Raw genomic sequence first — 26,028 nt, 5'->3', positions numbered from 1 at the left:
GAGCAGCCGCGCGACGCCACGGCGCGGAGCACGCCACAGCGCGGAGCAGCCGCGGGAGGCCAGGCCGCGGAGCGCGCCAGTGGCGGAGCACGGGTGCCGACGTTCGGGGAGCGCCGGGTGAGAGCTGCATGAGGCCTCGATGAGAGTGTTCTCAGAGTGCTCGACCGTTGTTCAGCAGCGCCATAGCCTGGGCATATCGACCGCACATCGGGGCAGACGCCCCTCGAGGAGGAGACTCGCCATGACCCGCACGATGCGCCTCGGCACCACCACCCGCACCACGACTCGCGCCGCCGCCCTGGGTGCGCTCGTGATCGCCCTGGCCGCCGGATGCAGCGGCGCCGACGATGCCGGTTCGCCCGCGGACGGCGACTCCGACACCTCGACGAGCGAGGACAGCGGCGCGAGCGACACCGGGGGCGCGGCGGCCGACGACGGCTCTGCCTCCGATGGTGGTTCTGCGTCCGACGGAGATTCTGCGTCCGACGCGGGCTCTGTGACCGACGGCAGCGCCTCGGACGCCGGCGGGTCCGGTGACGCAGGTGGAGAGGCCGGCACATCGGACCCGGCGGGCGCCCCGCTGCCCGAGGACGCCGACCTCGCGACCGAGCAGCTCGCGATCTCTGCTGAGGACGCGGTGTCCATCGCCGTCGAGACCGCCGGCGGAGGCGAGACGGAATCCGTCTCGATCGACCACGACGACGACCACGGCTGGACCTGGGAGATCGAGGTGCGGACGGATGGCCAGGAGCACGACCTCGACATCGACGCCACCACCGGCGAGGTCCTCGAGCACGACCAGGAGCGGGACCGCGTGGAGGACCCGGCCGTCGACGTCACCTCCCCGATGACCCCGCAGCAGGCGATCGAGATCGCCCTGCAGGAGCGCGAGGGTCGGGTCTCCGGCTGGGAGCTGGATGCGGATGACGGCGCCATCCGCTACCAGATCGATCTCGAGACCTCCGGGGACGACGACGTGGAGATCGACGTGGACGTCGAGACCGGTGACGTGCGCATCGACGACTGAGCGGGAGCGCCCGGCCCGCACTCTCGGGAGCGCCCGGCCCGCACTCTCCGGTCCGGGCGGGCGCTCGAGTCGGATGCCCGAGGGCGCGATCTCTGGACGCGCCCACCGGGACGCTCATAGTGCTCAGCGCGCGGCGATCACGGGCTCCCCGGACTCGTCGCGGTGCATGACCTGGCGTCCCTGCTGCCATACCCGCAGGGTGCGATGGCGGGTGTCCAGCGGGTCGCCCTCCCACAGCACGAGGTCCGCGTCCTTGCCCACCTCGATCGAGCCGAGACGCTCCTCGACGCCGAGCACCTCGGCGGGATTGAGCGTGATCGCGCGCAGCGCATCGTCCGGGGCCATCCCGTGCTTGACCGCGAGCGCCGCCTGGTGGACGAGGAAGTCGATCGGCACCACCGGATGGTCCGTGATGATCGAGACCTTCACCCCGGCCGCGGTGAGGATCCCGGGGGCCTTCGGCGTGCGGTGTCGCACCTCGACCTTCGAGCGGGAGACGATCAGCGGCCCGTACAGCACCGGCACCCCGGCGGCGGCGACCTTGTCGGCGATCTGGTACGCCTCCGTGCCGTGGTCGAGCACCAGCTCGAAGCCGAACTCCTCGGCGATCCGCAGCGCGGTGGCGATGTCGTCGGCCCGATGCGAGTGCTGGCGCCATGGGATCTCGCGGCGCAGCACGCGAGCGAGCGCCTCGCTCATCAGATCGGGGTCGCGATCGGACTCGTCCTTCGCCATCCACGCCTGGGCCTTCGCGAACGCCTGCCGGATGGTGAGCGCCACCCCGAGACGGGTCGACGGGGTCTGCTGGCGATCGCCGTAGATGCGCTTGGGATTCTCGCCCAGTGCCGCCTTCAGCCCGGAGGGGCTGCGCAGCACCATGTCGTCCACGACGCGGCCGTGGGTGCGGATCGCGACGGCGAGCCCACCGATGGGGTTCCCGGAGCCGGGGTTGACGTTCACGGCGGTGACGCCGCCGATGATCGCGTCGTCGAAACCGACCTCCACGGGGTTGATCGCGTCGATCGCCCGGGCCGCGGCCATCACCGGATCGGTCATCTCGTTGGTGTCCTGCCCGGCCCAGCCCTCGCCCTCCTCGTCCACGCCGAGGTGCACGTGGGCGTCGAGGAAGCCGGGCAGCAGCCAGCCGCCGTCGGCATCGATGACCAGAGCGTCCTCGGGGACCGGGACATCCGGTCCGGCGGCCGTGATGCGGCCGTCCTCGATCAGGACGGTGCCATCGAAGGCGGGGGAGGCGACGGGATGGACGTGGGCATCGATGAGGGCGGTGATCGTCATGCCTCGACACTCCGCCGACCGATCGGTGGAGTCAAGTGCACGCGGAACCCGGTGTGAGCGCCCCGCCCGCGTTAGCCTGCACCTCATGTCGAAGAAGACCGCTCCCGCAGACCAGAAGCCCCGAGGCTTCCCCATCGCGTCGGACTGGACGGGGGACGTCACCGAGCTCGATCCGCGCGCCACCCCGGGCTTCACGGCGAAGAAGGCCCAGGGCAAGAAAGTGCTCGCCGCACGGAACGAGCTCCTCTCCGAGCTCCAGGAGCGGCTGTACGCCCAGCACCACGGCCAGGACGGCGGGCGCTCCGTGCTGCTGATCGTGCAGGGCATGGACACCTCCGGCAAGGGCGGCATCATGCGTCACGTGGTGGGTGCCGTGGACCCCCAGGGCGTCGACATCACGGCGTTCAAGGCCCCCACTCGCGCCGAGAAGCGCCATGACTTCCTGTGGCGGATCCGCAGGCATGCGCCGGCGTCCGGGATGATCGGCGTGTTCGACCGCTCCCAGTACGAGGACGTGCTGATCCACCGGGTCCGGGGCTGGGCCGACGCGCAGGAGATCCGCCGCCGGTACACCGCGATCAACGCCTTCGAGCGTGAGCTCACCGAGGCCGGGACCGTGGTCGTGAAGGTCATGCTCCACCTCTCCCGCGCAGAGCAGGGGGCGCGGCTCAGGGAGCGTCTGGAGCGTCCGGACAAGCAGTGGAAGTTCGCTCCCGGCGACGTGGACGAGCGCGCGCGATGGGAGGAGTACATGGAGGCGTACACGAGGGCGCTGCGTGCCACCTCAACCGTGGGGAACCCATGGACGGTGGTCCCGGCCGATCGGAAGTGGTACGCCCGGCTCACGGTGCAGCAGCTGCTGCTGGATGCGCTGCGCGGGATCGACCCGCAGTGGCCACCAGCCGATTTCGACGTGACCGAGCAGATCGAACGCCTCGCGGAGACCACCCGCTGACGCTCTCCGGAGGTCTCTGCGGTGACCGCAGCGATGGCCTGGCGATGCCTCCGGCGGGCACCTCCCCGGGAGACGTCGGTTCGCGGTCCCACCAGGCAGCATGGTCCATGCTCCAGGGGGCGGCTTGTGCCGCTGGGGTCTGCGGATGATGATGGGGGCATGGCTTCCATTACTTTCCACAACGATCCCGTCTCCACTGTCGGCGAGCTGCCGGCCAAGGGCTCGGCGCTGCCGACCTTCGAACTGGTCGGCCAGGACCTCGCACCCGTCGCCAGCTCCGACCTCGCCGGCAAGCGCGTGGTGCTGAACATCTTCCCCTCGCTCGACACCGGCACCTGCGCCATGAGCGTACGGAAGTTCAACGAGCTGGCCGCAGGGTTCGAGAACACTGTCGTCGTCTGCGTCTCCAAGGACCTCCCGTTCGCCCAGGCCCGCTTCTGCGGTGCCGAAGGCATCGAGAACGTCGTCACGGGCTCCGCCTTCCGCTCCTCCTTCGGCGAGGACTTCGGCGTCACCATGGCTGACGGCCCGCTGGCCGGACTGCTCTCCCGCGCGGTCGTCGTCACCGACGCCGAGGGCACGATCGTCTACACCGAGCAGGTGGGCGAGGTCAGCGAGGAGCCCGATTACGAGGGCGCGAAGGCTGCGTTGGCCTGATCCGCACACGGTGATCGTGAGCACGGGAGGAGAACGAGCAGCTGGGCCCGGCAGTGCCAGGACGCTGCACCACCCGTGATCCAGGGCCCGGCCCGCGCTGCACAGCGCGCGCCGGGCCCTCTCTCATCCGCACAGGAGAAGACAGGAGAGTGGGCATGAGCACGATGAAGGTCTCGGTGGAGCGGGTGCAGGACGTGCTGGACGACGAGGGCTCGGCGACGGGCGAGTTCCGGGTGCTGGTGGACCGCCTCTGGCCCCGAGGCATCAAGAAGGAGCGTCTGGACCATGACGCCTGGAACAAGGACGTCGCCCCCAGCTCGGATCTGCGCAAGGCCTTCCACAGCGGAGAGCTGGGCTTCTCGACGTTCTCCGAGCACTACAAGCGTGAGCTCCAGGACAGCGATGCGCCCGAGGACCTGCTCAACCAGGCCCGCAGCCGGCATGCCCGGAACATCGTGCTGCTCTTCGCGGCGAAGGACACCGAGCACAACCACGCCCAGGTGCTGCAGGAGGTGCTGCAGGACCTCGCCGACTGAGCGGGAACCGGCCGGGACCGTCGGCCCGGGACCAAGGTCACCGGGCCGACGATGAGGCGCTTCTAGCGTGGGGGAGCAGGTGGCCGAGCGATCGGCGACCTGGCTCCACCCCGCGATCACGAAGGACTTCCCCATGTCCGTGGCCCTCACCGCCGCCCGTCGTCCCCAGCTCGACCTCGAGGGTGCGCTCACCCTCGCCCAAGAGACCGTCATCCGTGACACCCTTCCCCTGGTCGGTGCGGAGGCCGGGATCCCGGAGGAGCGGGTGCACGTGGAGCTGTTCGCGCCGAACGACTGGCTGCTGCCGGGCCGCTGATCCGGCATAGGGGGCGCGACCGGGCCGTGGACCTCCCACCGCGGGGCCGATCAGATCAGTAGGGTCGTCCGTCGTGGAACCCCTCAGTATCGTCGTCCTGCTCGTCATGGGCACCATCGCCGGCGCCATCAACGCCGCCGTCGGCTCCGGCTCGCTGCTCACGCTCCCGGTGCTCATGGCCATCGGCATCCCCCCGGGCGTCGCGGTGCGGACGAACACCGTGGGCATGTTCTTCTCGACGCTGGGCTCGTGCGTCGGATACCGCCGCGAGATCGTGGCCGAGAAGCAGCACATGCCCCGGCTCCTGGCCACGGCGACGGTCGGCGCCACGGTCGGCGCGATCCTGCTGCTCGTCTCCCCGGCCTCGGCCCTCGACGTCGTCGTGCCGGTCCTGATCGTCCTCGCCCTGCTGCTGGTCGTCTTCCAGAAGCGGATCACCCGCGCACTGCGAACCCGGAAGGGCCGCGGCGGCGCCCCCTCCGCGGACGATGCGCCGAGCGGTGCGGCACCGACCGAGAGCGCGGGCAAGCCGGAGAGCGCGGAGAATGCGGTGAGCGCGACGGGAGCGATCGACGCGTCGTCGGAACGCAGCCCGCTGCAGTCCAAGGGGCTCCTCGGCTCCCTCGGTGCCGCGTCGGTGTACGGCGGCTATTTCACCGCCGCGCAGGGTGTGCTGTACCTGGGGATCCTCGGCGTCTTCACCGGGCGCACCATGGGATCGGTCAACGGGATCAAGAACCTCATGAGCCTGGGCGTGAACCTGGCCGCCGCGGTCGTATACGTCGTCGCGTTCTTCCTGATCGACGCGGAGATCGTCTGGATCGGCAGCGCGGTGATTGCCGCAGGATCACTGCTGGGAGGCTTCTTCGGAGCGCACCTGGCCAAGCGGATGCCGGAATGGATGCTCCGCGGTGTCATCGTCGTCGTCGCGCTGGCGGCCCTGATCCGACAGTTCGTCTGAGGAGTCGACCTCTGTCCGGGCTCCGGGCCTTCTCGGATCCGGTGCGGTCACCTCAGACCCTCCGGCCGACGTGCCTTGGGGAACGCGCTGGTCGCGTGCGGGCGAGCATCCGCCCCCAGCACGGATGCCGCCCAGCACGGATCTCACAGCACTGATGTCACAGCTCGGTGGTGCCGCTCGTGCCCTCCGGCTTCTTCCCGGTGACCTTCGCCGTGACCATCGCGGCGAGCACCGCAGGTGCTCCGCCCGGCTTCCCCCAGAACTGGGCGGAGTCACCGTGGATCCGGATCAGACCCAGCCGGGGGTCGTCCACACCGTCGAAGAAGGCATCGACGGCGCCGTCCCACAGCGCCTCCGTCTTCGCGCGGTCGGTGACGAACTCGACCGTTCCGGAGAGCGAGAGCCACGATCCTGGCTTGGAGAAGGCGACGTTCACGGCGGGGTTCGCCCGCAAGGCGTCGGCATGGTCGCTCTCGAGGTCGACGAACAGCCACACGTCAGCGTCGTCGGAGACCTCCTGGACCGTCATCGGGTGGGCGACGAGCTTGCCGTCGGCCGTATTCGTGGTGAGCATGACGATGCGCTCGGAGCGCATCACCGCTACGACATCGGACTGCGAGACCGTCTCGTGGGTGGACATGGTGTACCCCTCCTGGCTGTGTTCGCGTGCTGTGAATGCGTGCTGCAAATGGATGCTCTCTCGACCGTAGACCCGACGGTGCGGCCCCGTCACTCGTCCCTACCGGCCGGGAGACCGTGCCGGTTCCGGCTCGGCGCGATGTCGATCCGGCGGGCCCGGAGGCGGTGTGGATGCAGAGCGAGGGACGCACCGCAGACGCGGCGCGCCCCTCGCTCGCTGCTCGTCCGTCGCGGCCGACGGGCCTGGCGAGATCAGCTCTCGCGGAAGGTTCCTTCCTCGCCTTCGACGTCGAGCTCCTCATGGGCGGTCTGGGTGGTTACCTCCTCGGTGTCCGTCACGGAGCGCTTGCCCACGTTGACCTGCTCGGTGGCGACGGTCTCGGTCTCGACCACGGGGCGTTCCTCGTGGAGTGTCACCTCGACATCGTCCTCGGAGATCCGGCCGCCGGTCTCGCCGCTCGCGGGCACGCGCTCGACGACGACCTCTTCGCGCTCGACGGGTACCTGCACGGTCTCCGTGTCGGTGACGACGTGCTTGCGCAGCCGCACCTTGCCGGTCTCGACCCGCTCAGTGCCGACGTTGGCACGCTCCTCATGCAGCGTGATCGACTCGCCGCCCTCACCGGCACCAGCACCGTCGTGGCGCTGCTGACCGGCGTCGCCGGCCCGATCCCGTGCGGTCTCCTGACCGGGACGAGGAGCACCTGCCCCGGCAGCGCCCTCGGAAGCACCGGTGCGCTCGTGCTGCCCGGTTCTCGTGCCCGCCCCTGCTCCGAGATCTGCGCCCGCGCCCGCGCCTGCCGCCCCGGCGGCTCCGGTCGTGCCGGTGCCCGGACCGGTCTGGCCCGGCGATGCCGGACCGTTCGCGCCGTCTCCGGCACCTCGGCCCTGCTCCGCGGTGCGGCCCTCCCCGTCGGCGGCGGCGCGGTCGTCCGTGACGCCGTAGTAACGGTAGAGCTCATCCTCCTCCTCGACGGAGATCGCGCCGTCGGGATCGATCTGCGGAGCATCCTTCACGAAGGACTTCTCGTAGGGGACGCGAATCCTGCCGTCGGCGTATTCGGCCTCCGTCAGGGGGATGAAGGACTCCTTCGTCCCGAAGAAACCGGTATTGACCGTGACCCACGTCGGCTCCTGGGTGCCGTCATACAGGTAGACCTGGCCGACCTTCCCGATCTTGTCGCCGCTCGAGTCGACGACCTCTGCGGACTGCAGGTCCTGGATTGTGCCGTTGAACGCCATGATGGTTCCTCTCGGTCTGGAGACCACGAGGGCGAGTGACCCGACCTCATGCTTCTGCCCCGTTTTATCCCATGAGACCTGCGTCACCGACGGGAGTTCGTGGTTCCGCCATCGGAAGTTCGCCGAACGGATGCCCGTGCCCTGGGCAGATGCCGGCGGAGGGCGTGAGGACGGCAGTTCCCCGACCGGTAGGTCAGCTGGTCCACCGTGAGCACCGCGCCGGCTGCGAGCCGCCCACGGCGTCGACGCCTCACCGGAGGAAGGGCAGCACCCGGTCGAGGATCGGCCCGGGCGGCGACAGCGTGCCGCCGTGATCGCGACCGGGCAGCGGCACGAACTCCGCATCGGGCATCAGCGCCGCGGCCCGCTGTGAGTCCTCGAAGCGCGGGTGGTCCTCGGTGCCGGCCATCCACAGCGTCGGGACGCTGCAGGCGGCGAGCATCTCGTCCGGAACTCCGCCGGTGGCGTCCGTGGCAGCGAGCAGCGCGGCGATGGCGCGGTGGTCGGCCGCGAGGAATGCGGTGCGGGTGGCACGGGCGCGGTGCGACGTGACGTCGGGCCCCAGTCCCTGACCGGTGCAGAATCCTTCCATCCCCTCGTGGCGCACGGCGTCGATCACGCCGGGGAAGAAGACGGAGTCCACGGCGCCGTGCTGCGGTGAGGCGGAGCCTCCGAGGCTCACCAGCCGTGAGACGCGGCCAGGATGCTCGAGCGCCGCGAGGAGCGCGATGCGGGCGCCGAGCGAGTACCCGAGCAGGGCAGCACGTCCGGTCTCCTCGGCGTCGAGCACTGCCATCAGGTCGGCCACGAAGTTCTCCTGCGTGTAGGCGGCAGGTTCGTGAGGCGCACCGGAGCGGCCATGCCCACGCAGATCCATCCTGATCACGGTGTGCTCCGCGCTGAGCGGCTCGAGGTAACCCAGTCCGCGCCAGATCGCGCGGGAGAGCACGGAGCCGTGCAGCAGGACGAGTGCCGGACCGGAGCCTGTCACGTCGTAGCGCAGATCGATGCCGTCCACGGGGGAGGGGATGACGGGCACGGTTCTCCTTCGCCGGCTGGTGGACGAATCTCGGTGCACAGAAGGCAGGCAGGGACGGACGCACAACGGCGGCCCTTCACCATGACGTGAAGGGCCGCCGTCCTCGGTCAGCGGTGGCCGAAGAAGGCCGAGGCCGCCGTCACAGCGCCGCGGAGATCTCCTCGAGGATGCGGTTGAACGTCTTCGACGGGCGCATCACGGCCGAGATCTTCTCCAGGTCCGGGCGGTAGTAGCCGCCGATGTCCGCCGGCTTGCCCTGCACGGCGATCAGCTCGTCGGCGATGGTCTGCTCGCTGTCGGTGAGCTCCTTCGCAATCGGACCGAAGGCGGTCGCGAGCTCGGTGTCCTCGGACTGCTGGGCCAGCTCCTGCGCCCAGTACATGGCCAGGTAGAAGTGGCTGCCGCGGTTGTCGATCGAGCCGAGCTTGCGCTGCGGGGACCTGCCCTCGTTCAGCAGCGTCTCGGTCGCACGGTCCAGGGCGTCGGCGAGCACTCGGGCACGCTCGTTGTCCGCGGTGCGGGCGAGGTGACGCAGGGACTCGGCCAGCGCCAGGAACTCCCCGAGGGAATCCCAGCGTAGGTAGTCCTCCTCGACCAGCTGCTGGACGTGCTTGGGGGCCGAACCGCCGGCGCCCGTCTCGAACAGGCCGCCGCCGTTCATCAGCGGGACCACCGAGAGCATCTTGGCGCTGGTGCCCAGCTCCATGATCGGGAACAGGTCGGTCAGGTAGTCACGGAGCACGTTGCCGGTCACCGAGATGGTGTCCTCGCCGCGGCGCACGCGCGCCAGGGTGTGCTCGGTGGCCTCGATCGGGTTGAGGATCTGCAGGTCCAGACCCTCGGTGTCCTCCTCCGCGAGGTACTTGTCGACCTTGGCTCGGACGTTGCGGTCATGGGCGCGGGCCTCGTCGAGCCAGAACACGGCGGGCATGCCGGACTCGCGCGAGCGGCGCACCGCGAGCTGCACCCAGTCGCGGATCGGGGCGTCCTTGGCCTGGCAGGCGCGGAAGATGTCGCCCGCGGCGACCTCCTGGGTCATGAGCGCGGAGCCGGAGGAGTCGCGCACCTCGACCCGACCGTCGGCCGAGATCTCGAAGGTCTTGTCGTGGGAGCCGTACTCCTCGGCCTTCTGCGCCATGAGGCCGACGTTCGGGACGGTGCCCATCGTGGTCGGGTCGAAGGCGCCGTTCTTCTGGCAGTCCTCGACGGTCGCCTGATAGACGCCGGCGTAGGAGGAGTCCGGGATCACCGCGAGGGTGTCCTGCTCGGCATCGTCCTTGTTCCACATGTGGCCCGAGGTGCGGATCATCGCGGGCATCGACGCATCGACGATCACGTCGGAGGGGACATGGAGATTGGAGATGCCCTTGTGGGAATTGACCATCGCCAGGTCCGGCCCGTCGGCGAGGTCCTGCTCGATCGCGGCCTTGACGCCGGCGCGCACGGACTCCTCGAGATCATCGACACCGGCGAGGATCCCGCCCAGGCCGTTGTTGGGGGACAGGCCGGCGGCGGCGAGCTGGTCGCCGAACTGGGTGAACAGGGTGGGGAAGAAGGCGCGCACGGCGTGCCCGAACAGGATCGGGTCGGACACCTTCATCATGGTGGCCTTGAGGTGCAGGGAGAACAGCACGTCCTGCTCCTTGGCGGCGGCGATCTGCTCGCGCAGGAAGGCGTCCAGCGCCTCGGCGCGCATGACCGTGGAGTCCACGATCTCGCCGTCGAGCACCGGCAGGGAGGCCTTGAGCACGGTCTCGGTGCCGTCGGCGGCGACGTGGACGATCGACAGGGTGTCCTCGCCCTCGAGCACGACGGACTGCTCGTTGGAGCGGAAGTCGTCCCCGGTCATCGTCGCGACGGAGGTCTTGGAATCCTTGCTCCACTCGCCCATGCGATGAGGGTGCACCTTGGCGAAGTTCTTCACCGCGAGCGGTGCGCGGCGATCGGAGTTGCCCTCGCGCAGCACCGGGTTCACGGCCGAGCCCTTGACCGAGTCGTAGCGGGCGCGGATGTCCTTCTCGGCATCGGTCTCGGGCGACTCGGGGTAGTCCGGCAGGGAGACGCCCTGCTCCTGGAGCTCAGTGATCGCGGCCTTGAGCTGCGGGACGGAGGCGGAGATGTTGGGAAGCTTGATGATGTTGGCCTCGGGCGTCTTCGCCAGCTCGCCGAGCTCGGCGAGGGCGTCCGCCTCCCGCTGGTCCTCGGGCAGGAGGTCGTTGAAGGCGGCGATGATGCGGCCGGCCAGCGAGATGTCACGGGTGGTGACGTCGATCCCGGCGGTGTCGGAGAAAGCATCGAGGATGGGCAGGAACGATGCCGTCGCCAGCATCGGTGCCTCGTCGGTATGGGTGTAGATGATGCGCGCCATGTGTCGCGGGGCTCCCTCGGTCGGTGCGGCAAGTGTCTTGACGTCAAGACTAATCGACAGCGAGTCCGATCTCGCTGGATCGATCCGGATACCCCCACGGTACGTGACGAGCTCGTCGCGGTGCGCTGCGCTCAGGCGTCGGCGAGGGTGCGGCGGGAAGCCTCGGGAAGCCTCGGGAAGCCTCGGGAAGCGCCGGACCGAGGAGCGCGATGGCGACCGTCAACGGCTCGGGCGGTGAAGGAGATGCCGTCCTCCCTGGACCGACGAAGGCTCCGCGGTGTGAGGAGGCGCCCGGCGGTCGCGGCGGAGAGTCGAGTGCCCGAGCGCAGGGGCACCGGCCGTACCCTCCCAGGAGGACCGAGGAGGCTGGATGGACTGGGACGAGCGCTACGCGATCTACGGCCGACCCTTCGGCGAGCAGCCGAATGCGTTCGTGCAGCAAGTGATGGACGACGACGGCTTCGCCGAGGTGCTCGGCAGCGCCTCGCGCATCCTGTGCCCGGGAGACGGGTATGGACGGAACGGGCTCGCCCTGGCTCAGCGCGGGCATCGCGTTCTCGGACTCGACATCTCCGCGACGGCCACGCGCGACGCCCGAGCCCGCGCGATGGAGACCGCGGCCGACGCCACGTTCCTTACCGCGGACCTCTCCGGCCCTCCGTATCCCCTCGCGCCCGACGACGTCTTCGACGCGGTCGTCTCGGTCTGGTTTCGTCTGCCGGAGCGCAGCGCCCGGAAGGCCTGGAACAGAGCGGCCATCGGGCACTTGACGTCTCGGGGAGCCCTCGTGGTCGTCACCGGCGGGAAGGTGACGACCATCGACGCCGAGATCGCCGAGTGGGGGAACGGCATCGCCTGGGAGGACCACTCCACGGCCGAAGAGATCCGACTGATCGGCCAGCTCGTAGACTGCCCGCATGCCTGATCCCGCCCCGTTCCTCGCCGTGACCGACCTTCGCGCGCGCACCCTCACCGCCGCCGAGCTCACGGCCGCCCTGCCTCGCGCCGAACTCGACGTCGACTCCGCGGCCGCCGCCGTGCGCCCCGTGATCGAGGACGTCGCCGCGCGGGGCGCCGCCGCCGTGCTCGACGCCTCCGAGCGCTTCGACGGGGTGCGGCCGGAGCATCTGCGGGTTCCGCAGTCCGAGCTGCAGCGCGCCCTGGACGAGCTCGATCCGCAGATCCGCACCGCCCTCGAGGAGTCCGCGGAGCGCGTGCGACTCGTCGACTCCGCCCAGTCGCGACCTGAGGAGACGGTGGAGGTGGTGCCCGGGGGCACGGTCTCGCAGCGTTGGGTGCCGGTGCGCCGGGTGGGCCTGTACGTGCCCGGCGGGCGAGCGGTGCTGCCCAGCTCCGTGGTGATGAACGTGGTGCCGGCCCAGGTCGCCGGGGTCGAGCAGATCGTGCTCGCCTCCCCGCCGCAGAAGGAGTTCGGCGGCCTGCCGCACCCCACGATCCTCGCCGCCTGCGCCCTGCTGGGGGTGACCGAGGTGATCGCCGCCGGCGGTGCGCAGGCGATCGCCCTGCTCGCCCACGGCGGCGACGATCTCGGGGACGGCGCCGCCCTCGAGCCGGTCGATCTCGTCACCGGCCCCGGCAACGTCTACGTGGTCGCCGCCAAGCGCCTGGTGCGCGGCACGGTCGGCATCGACGCGGAGGCCGGCCCCACCGAGATCGCGATCCTCGCCGATTCCACTGCGGATCCCGCCTTCGTGGCCGCGGACCTCATCTCCCAGGCGGAGCACGATCCACTGGCTGCGAGCGTGCTGGTCACGGATGACGCAGCCCTCGTCGGCGCCGTCGAGACGGAGCTCGCGCGGCAGGTGCCGCTCGCCCTGCACCGCGAGCGCATCGAGGAGGCGCTGCGCGGCACGCAGAGCGGAGCCGTCCTGGTCGACGGGGTGGAGCAGGGGCTCGCGGTGGTGGATGCCTATGGCGCCGAGCACCTCGAAGTCCAGACGGCCGACGCCGCCGCCGTGGCGGCGCGGGTCACGAACGCCGGCGCGGTGTTCGTGGGCTCGCACAGCCCCGTGAGCCTCGGCGACTACGCCGCCGGGTCCAACCACGTGCTGCCCACTGGAGGCAGTTCACGCTTCAACGGCGGTCTGGGCGTGCAGACCTTCCTGCGCGGCATCCACGTCGTCCACTACGACCGCGACGCACTGGCCGGCGCCCGCAGCGCCGCGACCACGCTGGCCGCCGCCGAAGGCCTTCCCGCCCACGGGTCGGCCATCGACATCCGCTTCGAGAGGTGAGCGGCGGGTCCCTCCCGCAGGAGACGTGATGCCGGACCCGGCGACGACCGGCCGCTGTCGACCGCCCGACGTCCCCTGATCCTCCCCACCGACCGGCAGAACGGCCCCGCACAGCGCGGGGCCGTTTCGCGTGGGGCGACCTCTTGCTCTTCGTGGATGTAAGCGCATACAGTGTGACCCTGACTGTAAGCGCTTCCATTGAGGGGGCGTCGACAGGCCCGGTGGCTGCCGACAGAGTCGTCCACCGCGCGAGCACTCGATGACGAGCATGAGGAGGCCCGACGATGGCAGAGCGTTCCGTGACGTCCGGCCCGACGATCTACGAGGTCGCGGCCCGCGCCGGTGTCTCGATCGCGACCGTGAGCCGCACCTTCTCCGACAGCTCGAAGGTCGCGGCCCGCACCCGGGATGCCGTGCTCGATGCCGCCCGCGAGCTCCACTACGTCCCCGCGGCCGCGGCCCGGGCGCTGGCCGTGCGGCGCAGCAAGGCCCTCGGGGTGGTGCTTCCTCATATCGATGGTCCGTACTACGCCGAGCTCCTGGTCGGCTTCGAGATCGCGGCGTCCGAGCTCGGACTCTCCGTGGTCCTCGCCCTCGCCGGGCCGCAGGAGCGACGCTCCGCCGCGGTGCTCGACCTGCTGGGCCGGGTGGACGGCGTGGCCTTCATGGCGCGAGGCGGCGCCGACGATGCGGCGGTGCTCGAGGTCGCCGGCGTGCGTCCCACGGTCAGCGTCGCCCGGGGGAGGGTCGACGGCGTGGATGCGTTCTACGCCGAGAACCGCGGCACGGCACGCGAGCTCACCGAGCACCTGATCCAGCACGGTCACCGACGCATCGGCTTCGTGGGCCGCCCCGAGGAGGGCTCCGACATCGGTCGCCGCCATCGCGGATATCTCGAGGCCCTCGACGCGGCCGGGCTCGCTCCGGCCGCACATTTCGCGGTCGCGCCGGTCGAGCACGCCGGGCTCGAACTCGCCGACCAGCTCCTCGCGGAGCAGCGCGACGACGCCGGAGGCCTCACCGGCCTGGACGCACTGGTCTGCGGGAACGACGAGCTGGCGATGGCGCTCGTGGCCCGCATGGCAGATGCAGGGATCGACATCCCCGGGAGACTGGCCATCACCGGCTGGGACGACACCGTCACCGCCCGCTACCTCACCCCGGGGCTGACCTCCGTGCGCCAGGAGGTCGCAGAGCTCGGCGCGCTCGCCGCCCGTCGCCTGGCCGCACGCATCGGCGGGGAGCCCGAGCAGGGCCCGGTCACCGTCGCCTCCACTCTCGTGCTGCGCCGCTCCTGCGGCTGCGATCCCGCCGCGCCCCTCACCTTTGCCCCGATCACCGACATACCGACGAAGGAGTCGTCATGACGATCACCCCCACCACCTCGCGTCTCTCGCGCCGGCACTTCGCCGGGCTGGGCGCCGCCGGCACTGCGGCGCTGCTCGCCGCCTGCGGCCGTTCGGAGGAGGACAAGAGCGGCTCCTCGGCAGCCGCCGAGCCGGTCGCCGAAGGTCCTGCGACCGGCTCGCTCACCGTCTGGGCGATGGGCGCCGAGGGCGAAGCCCTGCCCGAGCTCCTCAAGGGGTTCGAGGAGGAGAACCCCGACGTCTCGATCAAGGTCACGCCGATCCCCTGGGACTCCGCCCACGACAAGTTCACCTCGGCGATCGCCGCGGGCACCGCCCCGGACGTCGCCCAGGTCGGCTCCACCTGGATGGCCGAGTTCGTGGGCCTGAACGCGCTCGAGCCCACACCGGATCTCCTCGAGACCGACGATTACTTCCCAGGAGCGCTGGACTCCGTGACCGTCGACGACGTCGTCTACGGGGTGCCGTGGTACGTGGAGACCCGTCTGGTCTTCTACCGCAAGGACATCGCCGAGCAGGTCGGAGTCACCGAGCCTCCCACGGACTGGGAGGGCCTGTTCGAGATGGCCCGCGCGCTGCAGGGCGGCCCCGACGGGACATGGGGCATCGCGCTCCAGCCCGGCGGCGACGGCTCCTGGCAGACGGTGCTGCCGCTGTGCTGGTCCAACGGGGGCGACGTCGTCTCCGAGGACGGCGGCGAGTTCACCTTCGAGACCTCTCAGAACGAGGAGGCGCTGGCGTACTACCAGTCGTACTTCACCGAGGGGATCTCGGACCCCTCGCCCGCCGAGGGCACGACCGAGCAGGATTTCGTCTCCGGCGCGGTCCCGATGTTCATCTCCGGTCCGTGGATGATGGCCGCCGTCGAGGACCTGGGCGGCGAGGGCTTCGCCGATAAGTACGGGGTGTTCGTCATGCCGGAGAAGGAGAGCAGCGCGAGCTTCCTCGGCGGCGCGAACATCGGCGTCTTCCAGGGCACGAAGAACCGCGACGGCGCCTGGAAGCTGGTCGAGTACCTCTCCCGCCCTGAGGTCCAGGTGGAATGGTTCACGCAGGTCACCGATCTGCCGGCGCTGCAGAGCGCCTGGGAGGACGAGGCCGTCTCGGCGAACGAGAAGTTCGAGGCCTTCCGGACCCAGCTGCAGAGCGCCTTCGCTCCGCCCACGATCGCCACGTGGGAGCAGGTCGCCGCCCGCTTCGACGCGCAGATCGAGCAGGTCTGCAAGCAGGACCTCGCACCGAAGGACGCCCTGGCGACCACGCAGTCCGAGGCCCAGGGCATCGGAACCGGGGGCTGACATGTCCACCCAGCCGATGACCCCCACCGCGCCGCCCCGTCGGCGCAGTGGGAACGACGGAGCGTCTGCACGCCGACGGGGCCACCGATCCGCCGCCGAGGCCCGGGCGGGTCTGCTGCTCTCGCTGCCCTTCGTCCTGCTATTCGGCGTGTTCATCGCCTGGCCGGTGGTGCAGTCGATGTTCATGTCGTTCACCGACATGCGCATCTCGGACATCCGCACGCCCTTCGCGGTGGACTTCGTCGGCGTCGACAACTACGTCACCGCGTTCCAGGATCCCGTCTTCCGCCGGGCCGCAGCGAACACCGGAGTGTTCGTGCTCGGCGGCGTGCCCCTGACGATCATCGCCGGGCTCGCGGCGGCCGTCGCCCTGGACCGCGGCGTCTCCCGGCTGCGCAGCGTGTTCAGGATCGGCTTCTACACGCCGGTGATCACCTCGATCGTCGCCGTCGCAGTGGTCTGGCGGTTCCTGCTGCAGCCGGACAACGGCCTCGTGAACACGGTGCTGGGCTGGGTCGGCATCGACGGCCCGAACTGGCTGGGGGACGAGCGCACCGCGCTGCTGTCCCTGATCGTCATGGCCGTCTGGCGGAACTTCGGCACCTCGATGGTGATCTTCCTGGCCGGCCTGCAGGCGGTCGACCGGGGACTGCACGAGGCCGCCGCCCTGGACGGCGCGAACGCCTGGCAGCGGTTCCGGAACATCACCGTCCCGTCCATCCGCCCGACGCTGCTGTTCGTGCTCGTCACCACCTCGATCGGGTACCTGCAGTTCTTCGAGGAGCCCTTCGTGATGACCGGGGGCGGGCCGTTGAACTCCACCATCTCGGCCTCGATGTACACCTACAACCAGTTCGGCTTCGGCAACTACGGCGTGGCCGGGGCGATGGCCTATCTGACCTTCATCGTCATCGGCATCGTCACCCTCGTGCAGTTCCGCCTGATGAGGGAGAAGTGATGATCGAGCGTCGCAGCCCGGTGCTGACCTACATCGTCCTGACGGTCTTCCTGCTCCTGGTGATCACCCCGTTCGTGTGGATGATCCTCGGCAGCGTCAAGACCCAGGGGGAGCTGCTGCGGGTGCCGCCCACCTGGATCCCGGAGGAGCCCACCTGGGACAACTTCCGTCGTCTCTTCGACCGGCCCTTCGCCCAGTACTTCCGCAACTCCGCCGTCGTCGCGATCGCCGTGACATTGGGGAACCTCTTCTTCAGCTCGATGTTCGGCTACGCGCTCGCGCACCTGCAGTTCCCCTTCAAGCGGGCGCTGTTCATCCTGGTGCTGCTGTGCCTGATGATCCCGGGCCTGGTCACGTTCATCCCGCAGTACGTCCTGGTGGTGAACCTGGGGCTCGCCAATACGATCCCGGCCCTGATCCTGCCCTTCCTCGTGCAGCCCTTCAGCGTGTTCCTCATGCGGCAGTTCTTCCTGGGCCTGCCCCGAGAGCTGCTCGAAGCCGGTCGGATCGACGGGGTCGGGGAGGTCGCGATCTTCTTCCGCATCTATCTGCCGCTGGCGGGCCCTGCCTTCGCGACCCTCGGGATACTCACCTTCCTCGGCTCCTGGAACAACTTCCTGTGGCCGCTGGTGGTCTCCTCCGACGAGTCCACCTACACGCTCCCGGTGGCGCTCGCGCTGATCTCCACCGGTCAGAACCAGACGGACTACGGACTGCTCCTGGCCGGTGCCACGCTCATCGTGCTGCCGATCCTGATCGTCTTCCTGTTCTTCCAACGCCACTTCATCCAGGGCATCGCGACCACCGGGATCAAATGATCCGCCCGGTCGTGGGCTGCGTGCCGCTCGCAGCCCTCCCCGCACGAGAACCGGTCCGACGTCGTACCCACCGCCTCGAGGAGGCATCGTGAACACCATCGCTCGCCGCACCCTGCTCACCGTCCCGCTGCTCGGGGCCGGTGCCGCGCTCGGCGCCGCCGCTCCCGCCGTCGCCGCTCCGCTCCCGACCCTGTCGACGGCCGGCCCGCCCGCCCCAGCCGGCCGGGCCCGCGCAGGCGGCTCCGGGCGCCGAGGCGCCGACCGCCTGCTGCGCCGCTGGGCGCAGGACACCTGGCGCTCGCTGGACGCGATGACCGTGCGCTCCACGGGGCTCATCTCCGACGCCATCGGGGCCGACCTCGAGGGCCATTCGGGCAACACCTCACCGACCAACATCGGCGGCGGCCTGTGGTCCACCCTGATCGCTCGGGAGCTGCGCCTGATCACCCCCGGAGAGGCCCGTCACCGGATCTCCCGCACCCTGGGATCGCTCGAGACGATGGAGCACCACGGGCCCTCGGGCATGTTCTACAACTGGTACGACGAGACCGACGGATCGGTGCTGCGCAGCTGGCCCGGCACCGGCGAACCGGTGGTCCCCTTCGTCTCGAGCGTGGACATGGGCTGGCTCGGGGCGGCGCTGCACGTCGTCGCCGAGGCGGACCCCACCCACCGTCGACGCGCGAAGCGCCTGTTCGACGCGATGCGCTGGGACGTGTTCTTCGACCGGGACGTCGACGCCTCGCCCGGGCTGACCGTCGGCGGCTTCTGGAGCGAGGACCCCGAGCGCGAGGGCACTGAGCTGCGCCCGCTGATGGGCGATATCCGCGGGGCCGACGTCTGGTACCACTCCGAGCACCACTACGACACGGCCGTCTCCGAGGCCCGCATGGTCACCTACCTCGGGATCATGACCGAGCAGATCCCGGCCGGCGCCTACTACTCGACCTTCCGCACCTTCCCGCCGGGAGGGTTCAGCGCCGAGATGCCGCCCGTCGGTGAGTGGACCGAGCACGAGGGCGTGCCCGTCTTCGAGGGCGCCCACACCTACCGCGGCATGGAGATCGTGCCCGGCTGGGGCGGTTCCATGTTCGAAGAGCTCATGCCGGATCTGTTCGTGCCCGAGGCGAGCTGGGGACCCGGCAGCTGGGGGAGGAACCACCCGCTGCACGTGCGCGCCCAGCGCGAGCACGGCCTGGACGAGGCGGGATACGGCTACTGGGGATTCTCTCCCTGCTCGGACCCGCACGCCGGGTACCGCGAGTACGGGGTCGACGCCCTCGGCCTGAACCCCGCCGGCTACTTCTCCGACGCCGAGGAGACCGATTGGCATCACGACCAGCCCACCCCCGCCTTCGGCGACGGCGTGGTCACGCCGCACGCCGCAGCCCTCGCCCTGCAGTACGAGCGCGAGGAGGCGACCGAGAACCTCACGAGGATCGAGGAGGAGCTGGGCGCCTACGGCCCCGGCGGCTTCTACGACGCGGTCGCCGTCCGCTCCGGTGTCATCGCGACCCGGCACCTGTCCCTGGACCAGTCGATGGTCCTCGGCGCCCTCGGCAACGTGCTGCTCGACGAGCAGATCCACGAATGGTTCGGCACCGACGAGGTCGCCGCCAGCATCCGCCCCCTCATCGCCCAGGAGACCTTCCGTGCCCACGGCTGACCGCGCCCTGCCCCGGTTCCTCTCCGACTCGGAAGGCACCCGCTACCGGGACCTGAACCGCAACGGCGTGATGGACCCCTTCGAGGACCCGCGGCTGACGCCGGAGGAGCGCACCGAGGATCTGCTCTCCCGTCTCTCCCTCGAGGAGAAGGTGGGGCTGATGTTCCACACGGTCATCGAGACCGGAGCGGACGGCACGCTCCTGGAGACCCCTGGGGCGATCTCGAAATCGCCCACCTCGACCGTCGTGCTTGAGAAGTGCATGTCCCATTTCAACGTGCACGGGCTGGAGAGCGCCGGGGCCGCCGCCCGCTGGCACAACCGCCTCCAGGAGCTCGCCGAGCGCACCCCGCACGGCATCCCCATCACCCTCTCCACCGACCCCCGCCATGGCGGCGCGCAGAACGCCGGAGCCTCCTGGGTGACATCGTTCTTCTCCCTGTGGCCGGAGCCGTTGGGCCTCGGCGCACTCGCGGATCCCGAGCTCGTGCGCACCTGGGCGGACACGGTGCGCCGTGAATACACCGCCATCGGCATCCGCGCCGCGCTGCACCCCGTCGCGGATCTCGCGACCGAGCCGCGCTGGGCCCGGCAGCGCGAATGCTTCAGCCAGGATCCGGCGCTCGTGGCGGAACTGGTCACCGCGGCGCTCGCCGGCCTTCGTGGGGGCGGGCATTGTGCCGGGCCTGCCGTGCAGTCCACCGTGAAGCACTTCCCCGGCGCGGGCCCGCAGAAGGACGGAGAGGATGCGCACTTCCCCTACGGGCGCGACCAGGTCTATCCCGGCAGTCGCTTCGCGGAGCACCTGCTGCCCTTCCGGCGCGCCATCGAGGCGGGGGCCGACGCGATCATGCCGTACTACGGGCGTCCCGTCGGCCTCGAGATCGACGGGCAGCAGATCGACTCCGTCGGCTTCGGATTCAACAGGCAGGTCCTCACCGGACTGCTGCGCGAGGAGCTCGGCTTCGACGGCGTCATCGTCAGCGACTGGGAGCTGGTCAGCGACAACCACGTCGGCGATCAGGTGCTGCCGGCGCGAGCCTGGGGAGTTGAGGGCCTCAGCGCCTCCGAGCGCATGGCCCGCATCCTCGAGGCCGGGGCGGATCAGTTCGGGGGCGAGGAATGCACGCAGCTGCTGCTGGACCTCGTGCGGGATGGGGCAGTCGCCCCCGAGCGCGTGACCGACTCGGCCCGACGTCTACTGCGGGTGAAGTTCCAGCTCGGACTGTTCGACGACCCCTATGTCGACGAATCCGCCGCCGAGGCGCTCGTGGGTCGCGCCCATGACAGGCGCGCCGGCCATGAGGCGCAGGCCGCGAGCGTGGTGGTCCTGCACGACGACGGGCAGGTGCTGCCGCTGCTGGGCGTTCAGGGCCGGACCCGGATCTATTCAGAGGGCCTGCCCGAGGAGGTCGTGGCCCAGCTGGGGGAGCAGGTCCTCGCCCCGGCGGAGGCCGACGTGGCACTGCTGCGGATCGGCGCCCCGTTCCAGCCCCGCGACGACCTCTTCCTGGAATCCTGGTTCCACCAAGGCGACCTGGAGTTCCCGCCGGGTCTCGCGCACCGGCTGGCGCGGATCCGGGAGGAGTGCCCGCTGATCCTCGACGTGGACCTCGATCGGGCCGCGGTGCTCACCGACGTCGTCGGTCACTGCGATGCGCTGACGGGCAGTTTCGGGGTGTCAGGGGCGGCGTGGGCCGACGCGATCTCCGGGGAGGTGCCGGCTCGCGGACGCCTGCCGATCGAGCTGCCGCGGTCGATGGATGCTGTGCGCGCCTCGCAGGAGGACGTGCCCGGCGGCACCGAGGATCCGCTGTTTCCGGCGGGGCACGGTGTCGACCTCCGGGCGGTCGTCAGTCCTGCGCGGAGGGAGCATCCCCGACGCGGGTGACGGCCTGGGGACGGACCCGCTCGCCGCGGGTGGCGAACAGTGCGATCGCCCGCCAGCCGAGCATCAGCACCGCGGTGAAGATCGCGGTGGTGATGACGAAGCCCACCTCGGTGCCGGCCGCGAAGAGGGTGCGGATCGCCATACCGGCGGCGAGCGTGATCGCCCACACGAACACGCCGTGAGGCCAGATCCGGAACGGCGCGCGCCAGGTGCGGATCGCGAGATGGCCCAGCAGGACGCCGACGACGAACGGCCATGCCACCAGGAAGGTGTTCTCCATGGTCAGCGGCGTGCCGTGCTGCAGGAAGCCGATCGCGACGAAGAGGACGACGACCAGCAGGTCGCCGATCAGGGCACCCAGGGAACGGAACATCCCTCCAGCGTAATGGCGCGCGGGTCCCGGTTCTTCCAGCCTCGTGCGCCTGTGAAAGGGGCCACGTGACCGGGTCGTCGCACCGTCCCGGCGCATCGCGGGGTGTCTGGACGGTGGGCGGGGAAGTCGCTCCCACCTCGGCCTGACTACCATGGAGCCATGCCTGAGAACTCTGCTTCGACCCTGCCCGCCGCGGCGCTGCCCGCGCCGCGCGACGGTATCGCGGGAGCTGCACCGTACGGTGCGCCCCAGCTCGAGGTCGAGCATGCGCTCAACGTGAACGAGAACCCCTACGGGCCCTCCGCCGAGCTCGCTGAGGCCATCGGCCGCGCGGCGTCCGAGGCGGCACTGGGTCTTAACCGCTACCCGGACCGTGAGGCGCTCGGTCTGCGCGCCGACCTGGGTGCATACCTCGCCGTGGAGTCCGGCATCAGCGCACCCGCCCCAGAAGCGGTCTGGGCGGCCAACGGCTCCAACGAGATCATGCATCAGCTGCTGCTCGCCTATGGCGGCCCCGGTCGCACCGCGCTCGGTTTCACCCCGCACTACTCGATGTATCCCGAGTACGCGCGCGACACCTACACCGACTGGGTCACCGCGGAGCGTGGCCCGGCGCCCGAGTTCGAGCTCACGGCCGACGTCGTGACGGCGGCGATCACTGCGCACCGCCCCAGCATCGTCGTGCTGACCAGCCCGAACAACCCCACCGGCACCGCACTCGCACTCGACGTGGTCGCTGCTGCCGCCGCTGCTCTGGCCGAGACCCGAGGCCTGCTGGTGGTCGACGAGGCCTACGGCGAGTTCCGCCGCGACGGCGTGCCCAGCGCACTGACCCTGCTCGAGCAGCATCCGAACATCGTCGTCACCCGCACCATGTCCAAGGCCTTCGCCCTCGCCGGAGCCCGCCTCGGCTACCTGGTCGCCGATCCCGCGATCGTCGACACCGTGCGCGTGGTGCGCCTGCCCTATCATCTGTCGGCCGTCACCCAGGCCGTCGCCCGGGCCGCACTCGCCCATCGCGACGAGCTGCTGGGGAAGGTCGCCCTGCTGCGCAGCGAGCGCGACGCCCTGGCGCAGCACCTTGTCGAGCGCGGCCACAGCGTGGCCCCGTCCGACGCGAACTTCATCCTGTTCCGCACCTTCTCCGACCGTGACGCGGTGTTCGAGGCACTCCTCGACCGCAGCGTCCTCGTGCGAGCCGTCGGCCCTGCCGGCTGGCTGCGCGTGTCCATCGGCACGCCCGAGAACAACGCCGCATTCCGTACCGCCCTCGAGGAGGCCGACCCCCGATGACCGACACCACCACTTCTGCGCGCCCGTCCCGCACCGCGACCCTCACCCGCTCCACCCGGGAGTCGAGCGTCGAGGTCACGCTCGATGTCGACGGCACCGGCCAGGTCGACGTCTCCACCAGCGTGCCGTTCTTCGACCACATGCTCACGGCGCTGGGCACCCACGCCCGCTTCGACCTCACCGTCCGCGCGACCGGCGACACCCACATCGACGCCCACCACACCGTGGAGGACACCTCGATCGTGCTGGGCCAGGCGCTGCGCGAGGCGCTCGGGGACAAGAAGGGCATCGCCCGCTTCGGCGACGCGATGGTGCCGCTGGACGAGTCGCTCGCCCAGGCCGTCGTGGACCTCTCCGGCCGCCCGTACTGCGTGCACTCCGGGGAGACCGAGGCCCAGGCCCTGCACCTCATCGGCGGCCACTTCACGGGCTCGCTGACCCGCCACGTGTTCGAGTCGATCGCGCACCACGCCGCGATCTGCCTGCACATCCGTCTGATCCAGGGCCGCGACCCGCACCACGTCGTCGAGGCCCAGTTCAAGGCGCTCGCCCGTGCGCTGCGCGCCGCCTGCGCCTATGACGAGCGCGTGCTGGACGTGCCGTCCACGAAGGGAGCCCTGTGAGCACCGCCGACCGTCCCGACCCCGAACCCGATGACATCGATGCCGAGTTCGCGCGGCTGACCGAGGGGCTCTCGCTGGACGAGGTCCCGTTGACCGTCGAGGACGTGCTATCCGAGGGCGGCGAGGGAGAGGACGAGGAGGAGCTGCCCACGATCGCCGTGGTCGCCACCTCCGTCGCCACGTCCCGGGCCCTCGCCGGAGCGATCCGTCTGGGCCGCGAGGCCCGGACCGACGGGATCGACATCCCCACCGGCAGCCGTACCCACGACACCGGCACGGGCGCCATCGCGGTGGGCCCGCTCGCCGAGACCGCTGCCCACGACCTGGCCGCGATCGCGTCCACCGCCCTGCAGCGCAATGGCATCGTGCTGTTCTGGCGTCGCGGCGACCGGATGACCGCGACTCGCTACAAGGGCGGTGAGCGCGGCGAGGACATCTCGCCCGCGATCGTGCTCGGTGCGGTCGACGACCTCGTGGAGGAGCTGCTGCTCGGCGCGACCGCGCTCGACGAGCTGGACGAGGGCATCGATCCCTCCACGCTCACCCGTGCCGAGGCCCTCTCCTGGATCGCCGGCAAGGGCAAGGGCAAGGGGAACCGCTCGTGAGCCACTCGACCGGCTCCGTCGCCGACCCCCTCGGCGCCGCCGAGGCCACGACCACCACCGTCCCGCGCGTGGTCGTCCTGGATCACGGATCGGGCAACGTCCGCTCCGTGGTGCGCGCCCTGGAGAACGCCGGCGCCCAGGTCGAGCTGACGGCGGATCGGGAGCGCGCGCTGGCTGCCGACGGCCTCGTCGTGCCGGGCGTGGGAGCGTTCGCCGCGACCATCGCCCAGGTGCGCGGCGTGGGCGGGGACCGCATCATCGAGCGACGCCTCGCCGGCGGCCTGCCCGTGCTCGGCATCTGCGTGGGCCTGCAGATCATGTTCGACGCCGGCACCGAGCACGGTGAGCGCAGCGTCGGGCTGGCCCAGTGGCCCGGCGAGGTCACCGCGCTGGAGGCCTCCGTCGTTCCCCACATGGGATGGAACACGGTGCAGAGCCCCGCGCAGTCACTCCTGTTCGACGGGATCACCGACGAGCGGTTCTACTTCGTCCACTCCTATGCCGCGCGGCAGTGGGAGATGGAGCAGCTCGGCTCGCTCAACGCGCCCCTGGTGACCTGGGCCGAGCACGACGGGGATCGCTTCGTGGCCGCCGTCGAGAACGCCGCCCTCACCGCGACCCAGTTCCACCCCGAGAAGTCCGGCGAAGCGGGGTCGAAGCTCCTGGCCAACTGGCTCCGGACGCTGCCCCGCCTGCAGACGGACATCGCTGATCATGCTGGTGCTGGTGCTGGTGCTGGTGCTGGTGCTGGTGCTGGTGCTGGTGCTGGTGCTGGTGCTGGTGCTGAGAGGGATGGTGCGGCGTCCCCCGAGGAGATGCCTGCATGATCTACGCCTTCATCCTGCTCTTCGCCGGGGGCATGGTCCTCGGCGGAGCCTGGTCGTTCTACCGGTCCCACAAACCCTGGTGGGCGACGCTGGCTCTCGCCGTCGTCGGGCTCGGCCTGATCGCCTTCTCGATCTGGAACCTCCGAGCCGGCTGATCCGACCAGCCCCCTCGGGGGCGCCCGGCGTCCCGCCGGTCGACCCCCTCCTGAATTCCCTCTCTCGAGTCCCTGCGGGTCTCGACCCCGACCCACCTTCCCTGGAGGCAACCATGACCGCTCCGATCCTCGAGCTGCTCCCCGCCGTCGATGTGCAGTCCGGCCAGGCCGTGCGCCTCGTGCAGGGCGAAGCCGGCAGTGAGACGTCCTACGGCGCCCCGTTGGACGCCGCGCTGACCTTCCAGGAGGGCGGCGCGAGCTGGCTGCACCTGGTGGACCTCGACGCCGCTTTCGGGCGCGGCAGCAACTCCGCACTGCTCGCCGAGGTGGTCGCCGCCGTCGATATGAATGTCGAGCTGTCCGGCGGCATCCGGGACGACGAGTCCCTCGCCGCGGCGCTCGCCACCGGCTGCCGCCGCGTGAACCTCGGCACCGCCGCCCTCGAGAACCCGGAATGGACCGCAGAGGTCCTCGCCGAGCACGGCGACCGCATCGCCGTCGGCCTGGACGTGCGTGGCACCACCCTCGCGGCACGTGGCTGGACCCGCGAGGGCGGCGACCTGTGGGAGACCCTCGAGCGCCTCGACGAGGCCGGCTGCCAGCGCTACGTCGTCACCGACGTCACCAAGGACGGCACCCTGCGCGGCCCCAACGTCGACCTGCTGCGTGATGTGTGCTCCCGCACCGATGCGGCAGTCGTCGCCTCCGGCGGCATCTCGTCGCTCGATGACCTGCGTGCCCTGCGCGAGCTGGTCCCCGCCGGGGTCGAGGGTGCGATCGTGGGCAAGGCCCTGTACGCCCAGGCCTTCACGATGGGCGAGGCGCTGGACGTCGCGGGGCGCGCCTGAGGCCCACCCCTCACC

At 70.5% G+C, this 26,028-nt stretch carries 26 protein-coding genes; 20 read left to right on the top strand and 6 right to left on the bottom strand.

The genetic code is table 11. From position 1 onward, the window contains the following. Nucleotides 1-241 precede the first annotated feature (241 nt). On the top strand, nucleotides 242-1,027 hold the full coding sequence (locus CIK71_RS12220) for a PepSY domain-containing protein (protein ID WP_096165958.1): 786 nt from the start codon (nucleotides 242-244) through the stop codon (nucleotides 1,025-1,027). A 123-nt stretch (nucleotides 1,028-1,150) separates the two neighbouring features. Here CIK71_RS12220 and CIK71_RS12215 read toward each other — a convergent pair whose 3' ends face one another. Next, a complete protein-coding gene (locus CIK71_RS12215) occupies nucleotides 1,151-2,323 on the bottom strand; it encodes an amidohydrolase (RefSeq protein WP_096165957.1) in 1,173 nt (390 codons plus the stop codon). An 85-nt stretch (nucleotides 2,324-2,408) separates the two neighbouring features. Between CIK71_RS12215 and CIK71_RS12210 the strand changes: the two genes are divergently transcribed. From CIK71_RS12210 to CIK71_RS12190, 5 genes are all read left to right on the top strand, one after another. Further along, complete coding sequence (locus CIK71_RS12210) at nucleotides 2,409-3,278, top strand: PPK2 family polyphosphate kinase (protein ID WP_176485639.1); 870 nt, start codon at nucleotides 2,409-2,411, stop codon at nucleotides 3,276-3,278. A gap of 159 nt (nucleotides 3,279-3,437) precedes the next feature. After that, entirely contained in the window at nucleotides 3,438-3,935 is a 498-nt protein-coding gene (tpx, locus tag CIK71_RS12205; protein WP_096165956.1) for a thiol peroxidase, read from the top strand. 155 nt (nucleotides 3,936-4,090) lie between these two features. Next, the gene (locus tag CIK71_RS12200) at nucleotides 4,091-4,471 is read left to right on the top strand and encodes a DUF488 domain-containing protein (RefSeq protein ID WP_096165955.1); all 381 of its coding nucleotides are present in this window, start codon (nucleotides 4,091-4,093) and stop codon (nucleotides 4,469-4,471) included. Nucleotides 4,472-4,550: 79 nt separating this feature from the next. After that, complete coding sequence (locus CIK71_RS12195) at nucleotides 4,551-4,787, top strand: hypothetical protein (protein ID WP_141393724.1); 237 nt, start codon at nucleotides 4,551-4,553, stop codon at nucleotides 4,785-4,787. A gap of 73 nt (nucleotides 4,788-4,860) precedes the next feature. Next, nucleotides 4,861-5,748, top strand: a complete 888-nt coding sequence (locus CIK71_RS12190) for a sulfite exporter TauE/SafE family protein (protein WP_096165953.1) — start codon at nucleotides 4,861-4,863, stop codon at nucleotides 5,746-5,748. A gap of 157 nt (nucleotides 5,749-5,905) precedes the next feature. On the opposite strand, the gene CIK71_RS12185 is transcribed toward CIK71_RS12190, so the two are convergent. The 4 genes from CIK71_RS12185 to CIK71_RS12170 all read right to left on the bottom strand — a co-directional run bounded on the left by CIK71_RS12185 (nucleotide 5,906) and on the right by CIK71_RS12170 (nucleotide 11,036). After that, the gene (locus CIK71_RS12185) at nucleotides 5,906-6,388 is read right to left on the bottom strand and encodes a pyridoxamine 5'-phosphate oxidase family protein (protein ID WP_096165952.1); all 483 of its coding nucleotides are present in this window, start codon (nucleotides 6,386-6,388) and stop codon (nucleotides 5,906-5,908) included. Nucleotides 6,389-6,639: 251 nt separating this feature from the next. Further along, nucleotides 6,640-7,629: a DUF2382 domain-containing protein gene (locus CIK71_RS18185; RefSeq protein ID WP_096165951.1), complete on the bottom strand. Its 990-nt coding sequence runs from the start codon at nucleotides 7,627-7,629 to the stop codon at nucleotides 6,640-6,642. 250 nt (nucleotides 7,630-7,879) lie between these two features. Further along, the gene (locus CIK71_RS12175) at nucleotides 7,880-8,668 is read right to left on the bottom strand and encodes an alpha/beta fold hydrolase (protein WP_096165950.1); all 789 of its coding nucleotides are present in this window, start codon (nucleotides 8,666-8,668) and stop codon (nucleotides 7,880-7,882) included. A gap of 139 nt (nucleotides 8,669-8,807) precedes the next feature. After that, entirely contained in the window at nucleotides 8,808-11,036 is a 2,229-nt protein-coding gene (locus CIK71_RS12170) for an NADP-dependent isocitrate dehydrogenase (protein ID WP_096165949.1), read from the bottom strand. A gap of 370 nt (nucleotides 11,037-11,406) precedes the next feature. Between CIK71_RS12170 and CIK71_RS12165 the strand changes: the two genes are divergently transcribed. From CIK71_RS12165 to CIK71_RS12130, 8 genes are all read left to right on the top strand, one after another. After that, a complete protein-coding gene (locus tag CIK71_RS12165) occupies nucleotides 11,407-11,961 on the top strand; it encodes a class I SAM-dependent methyltransferase (protein WP_096165948.1) in 555 nt (184 codons plus the stop codon). After that, nucleotides 11,954-13,291 (top strand): histidinol dehydrogenase, encoded by a 1,338-nt coding sequence (gene hisD / locus CIK71_RS12160; RefSeq protein ID WP_096165947.1) that lies wholly within the window; start codon nucleotides 11,954-11,956, stop codon nucleotides 13,289-13,291. Before CIK71_RS12165 ends, hisD begins: the two co-directional genes overlap by 8 nt. Before the next feature lie 284 nt (nucleotides 13,292-13,575). Next, nucleotides 13,576-14,658, top strand: coding sequence for a LacI family DNA-binding transcriptional regulator (locus tag CIK71_RS12155; protein ID WP_096165946.1), 1,083 nt, complete (start codon nucleotides 13,576-13,578; stop codon nucleotides 14,656-14,658). Then, on the top strand, nucleotides 14,655-15,956 hold the full coding sequence (locus tag CIK71_RS12150; protein WP_096165945.1) for a sugar ABC transporter substrate-binding protein: 1,302 nt from the start codon (nucleotides 14,655-14,657) through the stop codon (nucleotides 15,954-15,956). The genes CIK71_RS12155 and CIK71_RS12150 overlap by 4 nt, the downstream gene beginning before the upstream one ends. A 1-nt stretch (nucleotide 15,957) precedes the next feature. Beyond that, entirely contained in the window at nucleotides 15,958-16,914 is a 957-nt protein-coding gene (locus tag CIK71_RS12145) for a carbohydrate ABC transporter permease (protein ID WP_241964083.1), read from the top strand. Further along, complete coding sequence (locus tag CIK71_RS12140; protein ID WP_096165944.1) at nucleotides 16,914-17,732, top strand: carbohydrate ABC transporter permease; 819 nt, start codon at nucleotides 16,914-16,916, stop codon at nucleotides 17,730-17,732. The genes CIK71_RS12145 and CIK71_RS12140 overlap by 1 nt, the downstream gene beginning before the upstream one ends. A gap of 88 nt (nucleotides 17,733-17,820) precedes the next feature. Continuing rightward, nucleotides 17,821-19,398 carry a glucoamylase family protein gene (locus CIK71_RS12135; protein WP_096165943.1) on the top strand — a complete coding sequence of 526 codons (1,578 nt, stop codon included), beginning with the start codon at nucleotides 17,821-17,823 and terminating at the stop codon, nucleotides 19,396-19,398. Then, nucleotides 19,385-21,289 (top strand): glycoside hydrolase family 3 protein, encoded by a 1,905-nt coding sequence (locus CIK71_RS12130; RefSeq protein WP_241964084.1) that lies wholly within the window; start codon nucleotides 19,385-19,387, stop codon nucleotides 21,287-21,289. Before CIK71_RS12135 ends, CIK71_RS12130 begins: the two co-directional genes overlap by 14 nt. On the opposite strand, the gene CIK71_RS12125 is transcribed toward CIK71_RS12130, so the two are convergent. Continuing rightward, nucleotides 21,252-21,662 (bottom strand): DUF3054 domain-containing protein, encoded by a 411-nt coding sequence (locus tag CIK71_RS12125; RefSeq protein ID WP_096165942.1) that lies wholly within the window; start codon nucleotides 21,660-21,662, stop codon nucleotides 21,252-21,254. The two genes, CIK71_RS12130 and CIK71_RS12125, sit on opposite strands and share 38 nt — an antisense overlap. Before the next feature lie 159 nt (nucleotides 21,663-21,821). On the opposite strand from CIK71_RS12125, the gene CIK71_RS12120 reads away from it, so the two are divergent. The 6 genes from CIK71_RS12120 (at nucleotide 21,822) to priA (ending at nucleotide 26,013) form a co-directional block, all read left to right on the top strand. After that, the gene (locus tag CIK71_RS12120; protein WP_096165941.1) at nucleotides 21,822-22,955 is read left to right on the top strand and encodes a histidinol-phosphate transaminase; all 1,134 of its coding nucleotides are present in this window, start codon (nucleotides 21,822-21,824) and stop codon (nucleotides 22,953-22,955) included. After that, nucleotides 22,952-23,578, top strand: a complete 627-nt coding sequence (gene hisB / locus CIK71_RS12115) for an imidazoleglycerol-phosphate dehydratase HisB (protein WP_096165940.1) — start codon at nucleotides 22,952-22,954, stop codon at nucleotides 23,576-23,578. Before CIK71_RS12120 ends, hisB begins: the two co-directional genes overlap by 4 nt. Beyond that, a complete protein-coding gene (locus CIK71_RS12110; protein ID WP_096165939.1) occupies nucleotides 23,575-24,183 on the top strand; it encodes a hypothetical protein in 609 nt (202 codons plus the stop codon). The genes hisB and CIK71_RS12110 overlap by 4 nt, the downstream gene beginning before the upstream one ends. 68 nt (nucleotides 24,184-24,251) lie before the next feature. Continuing rightward, nucleotides 24,252-25,010: an imidazole glycerol phosphate synthase subunit HisH gene (gene hisH, locus CIK71_RS12105; protein WP_245857536.1), complete on the top strand. Its 759-nt coding sequence runs from the start codon at nucleotides 24,252-24,254 to the stop codon at nucleotides 25,008-25,010. Beyond that, complete coding sequence (locus CIK71_RS17760) at nucleotides 25,007-25,165, top strand: hypothetical protein (protein ID WP_096165937.1); 159 nt, start codon at nucleotides 25,007-25,009, stop codon at nucleotides 25,163-25,165. The genes hisH and CIK71_RS17760 overlap by 4 nt, the downstream gene beginning before the upstream one ends. Nucleotides 25,166-25,278: 113 nt before the next feature. Continuing rightward, a complete protein-coding gene (gene priA, locus CIK71_RS12095; RefSeq protein WP_096165936.1) occupies nucleotides 25,279-26,013 on the top strand; it encodes a bifunctional 1-(5-phosphoribosyl)-5-((5-phosphoribosylamino)methylideneamino)imidazole-4-carboxamide isomerase/phosphoribosylanthranilate isomerase PriA in 735 nt (244 codons plus the stop codon). Nucleotides 26,014-26,028: the final 15 nt, after the last annotated feature.

The sequence above is a fragment of the Brachybacterium alimentarium genome, from assembly GCF_002332425.1.
GTDB classification, from domain to species: Bacteria; Actinomycetota; Actinomycetes; order Actinomycetales; family Dermabacteraceae; genus Brachybacterium; species Brachybacterium alimentarium.
The sequence above is the reverse complement of the archived record's forward strand: the minus strand, read 5'-3'. Positions and strand labels throughout refer to the sequence as shown.

What these genes read in the sequence shown, in the direction of transcription:
- CIK71_RS12220 (WP_096165958.1), top strand. Translation starts at nt 242, where the DNA reads ATGACCCGCACGATGCGCCTCGGCACCACCACCCGCACCACGACTCGC.
- CIK71_RS12215 (WP_096165957.1), bottom strand. Translation starts at nt 2,323, where the DNA reads ATGACGATCACCGCCCTCATCGATGCCCACGTCCATCCCGTCGCCTCC.
- CIK71_RS12210 (WP_176485639.1), top strand. Translation starts at nt 2,409, where the DNA reads ATGTCGAAGAAGACCGCTCCCGCAGACCAGAAGCCCCGAGGCTTCCCC.
- tpx (WP_096165956.1), top strand. Translation starts at nt 3,438, where the DNA reads ATGGCTTCCATTACTTTCCACAACGATCCCGTCTCCACTGTCGGCGAG.
- CIK71_RS12200 (WP_096165955.1), top strand. Translation starts at nt 4,091, where the DNA reads ATGAGCACGATGAAGGTCTCGGTGGAGCGGGTGCAGGACGTGCTGGAC.
- CIK71_RS12185 (WP_096165952.1), bottom strand. Translation starts at nt 6,388, where the DNA reads ATGTCCACCCACGAGACGGTCTCGCAGTCCGATGTCGTAGCGGTGATG.
- CIK71_RS18185 (WP_096165951.1), bottom strand. Translation starts at nt 7,629, where the DNA reads ATGGCGTTCAACGGCACAATCCAGGACCTGCAGTCCGCAGAGGTCGTC.
- CIK71_RS12170 (WP_096165949.1), bottom strand. Translation starts at nt 11,036, where the DNA reads ATGGCGCGCATCATCTACACCCATACCGACGAGGCACCGATGCTGGCG.
- CIK71_RS12165 (WP_096165948.1), top strand. Translation starts at nt 11,407, where the DNA reads ATGGACTGGGACGAGCGCTACGCGATCTACGGCCGACCCTTCGGCGAG.
- hisD (WP_096165947.1), top strand. Translation starts at nt 11,954, where the DNA reads ATGCCTGATCCCGCCCCGTTCCTCGCCGTGACCGACCTTCGCGCGCGC.
- CIK71_RS12155 (WP_096165946.1), top strand. Translation starts at nt 13,576, where the DNA reads ATGGCAGAGCGTTCCGTGACGTCCGGCCCGACGATCTACGAGGTCGCG.
- CIK71_RS12150 (WP_096165945.1), top strand. Translation starts at nt 14,655, where the DNA reads ATGACGATCACCCCCACCACCTCGCGTCTCTCGCGCCGGCACTTCGCC.
- CIK71_RS12145 (WP_241964083.1), top strand. Translation starts at nt 15,958, where the DNA reads ATGTCCACCCAGCCGATGACCCCCACCGCGCCGCCCCGTCGGCGCAGT.
- CIK71_RS12140 (WP_096165944.1), top strand. Translation starts at nt 16,914, where the DNA reads ATGATCGAGCGTCGCAGCCCGGTGCTGACCTACATCGTCCTGACGGTC.
- CIK71_RS12125 (WP_096165942.1), bottom strand. Translation starts at nt 21,662, where the DNA reads ATGTTCCGTTCCCTGGGTGCCCTGATCGGCGACCTGCTGGTCGTCGTC.
- CIK71_RS12120 (WP_096165941.1), top strand. Translation starts at nt 21,822, where the DNA reads ATGCCTGAGAACTCTGCTTCGACCCTGCCCGCCGCGGCGCTGCCCGCG.
- hisB (WP_096165940.1), top strand. Translation starts at nt 22,952, where the DNA reads ATGACCGACACCACCACTTCTGCGCGCCCGTCCCGCACCGCGACCCTC.
- CIK71_RS17760 (WP_096165937.1), top strand. Translation starts at nt 25,007, where the DNA reads ATGATCTACGCCTTCATCCTGCTCTTCGCCGGGGGCATGGTCCTCGGC.
- priA (WP_096165936.1), top strand. Translation starts at nt 25,279, where the DNA reads ATGACCGCTCCGATCCTCGAGCTGCTCCCCGCCGTCGATGTGCAGTCC.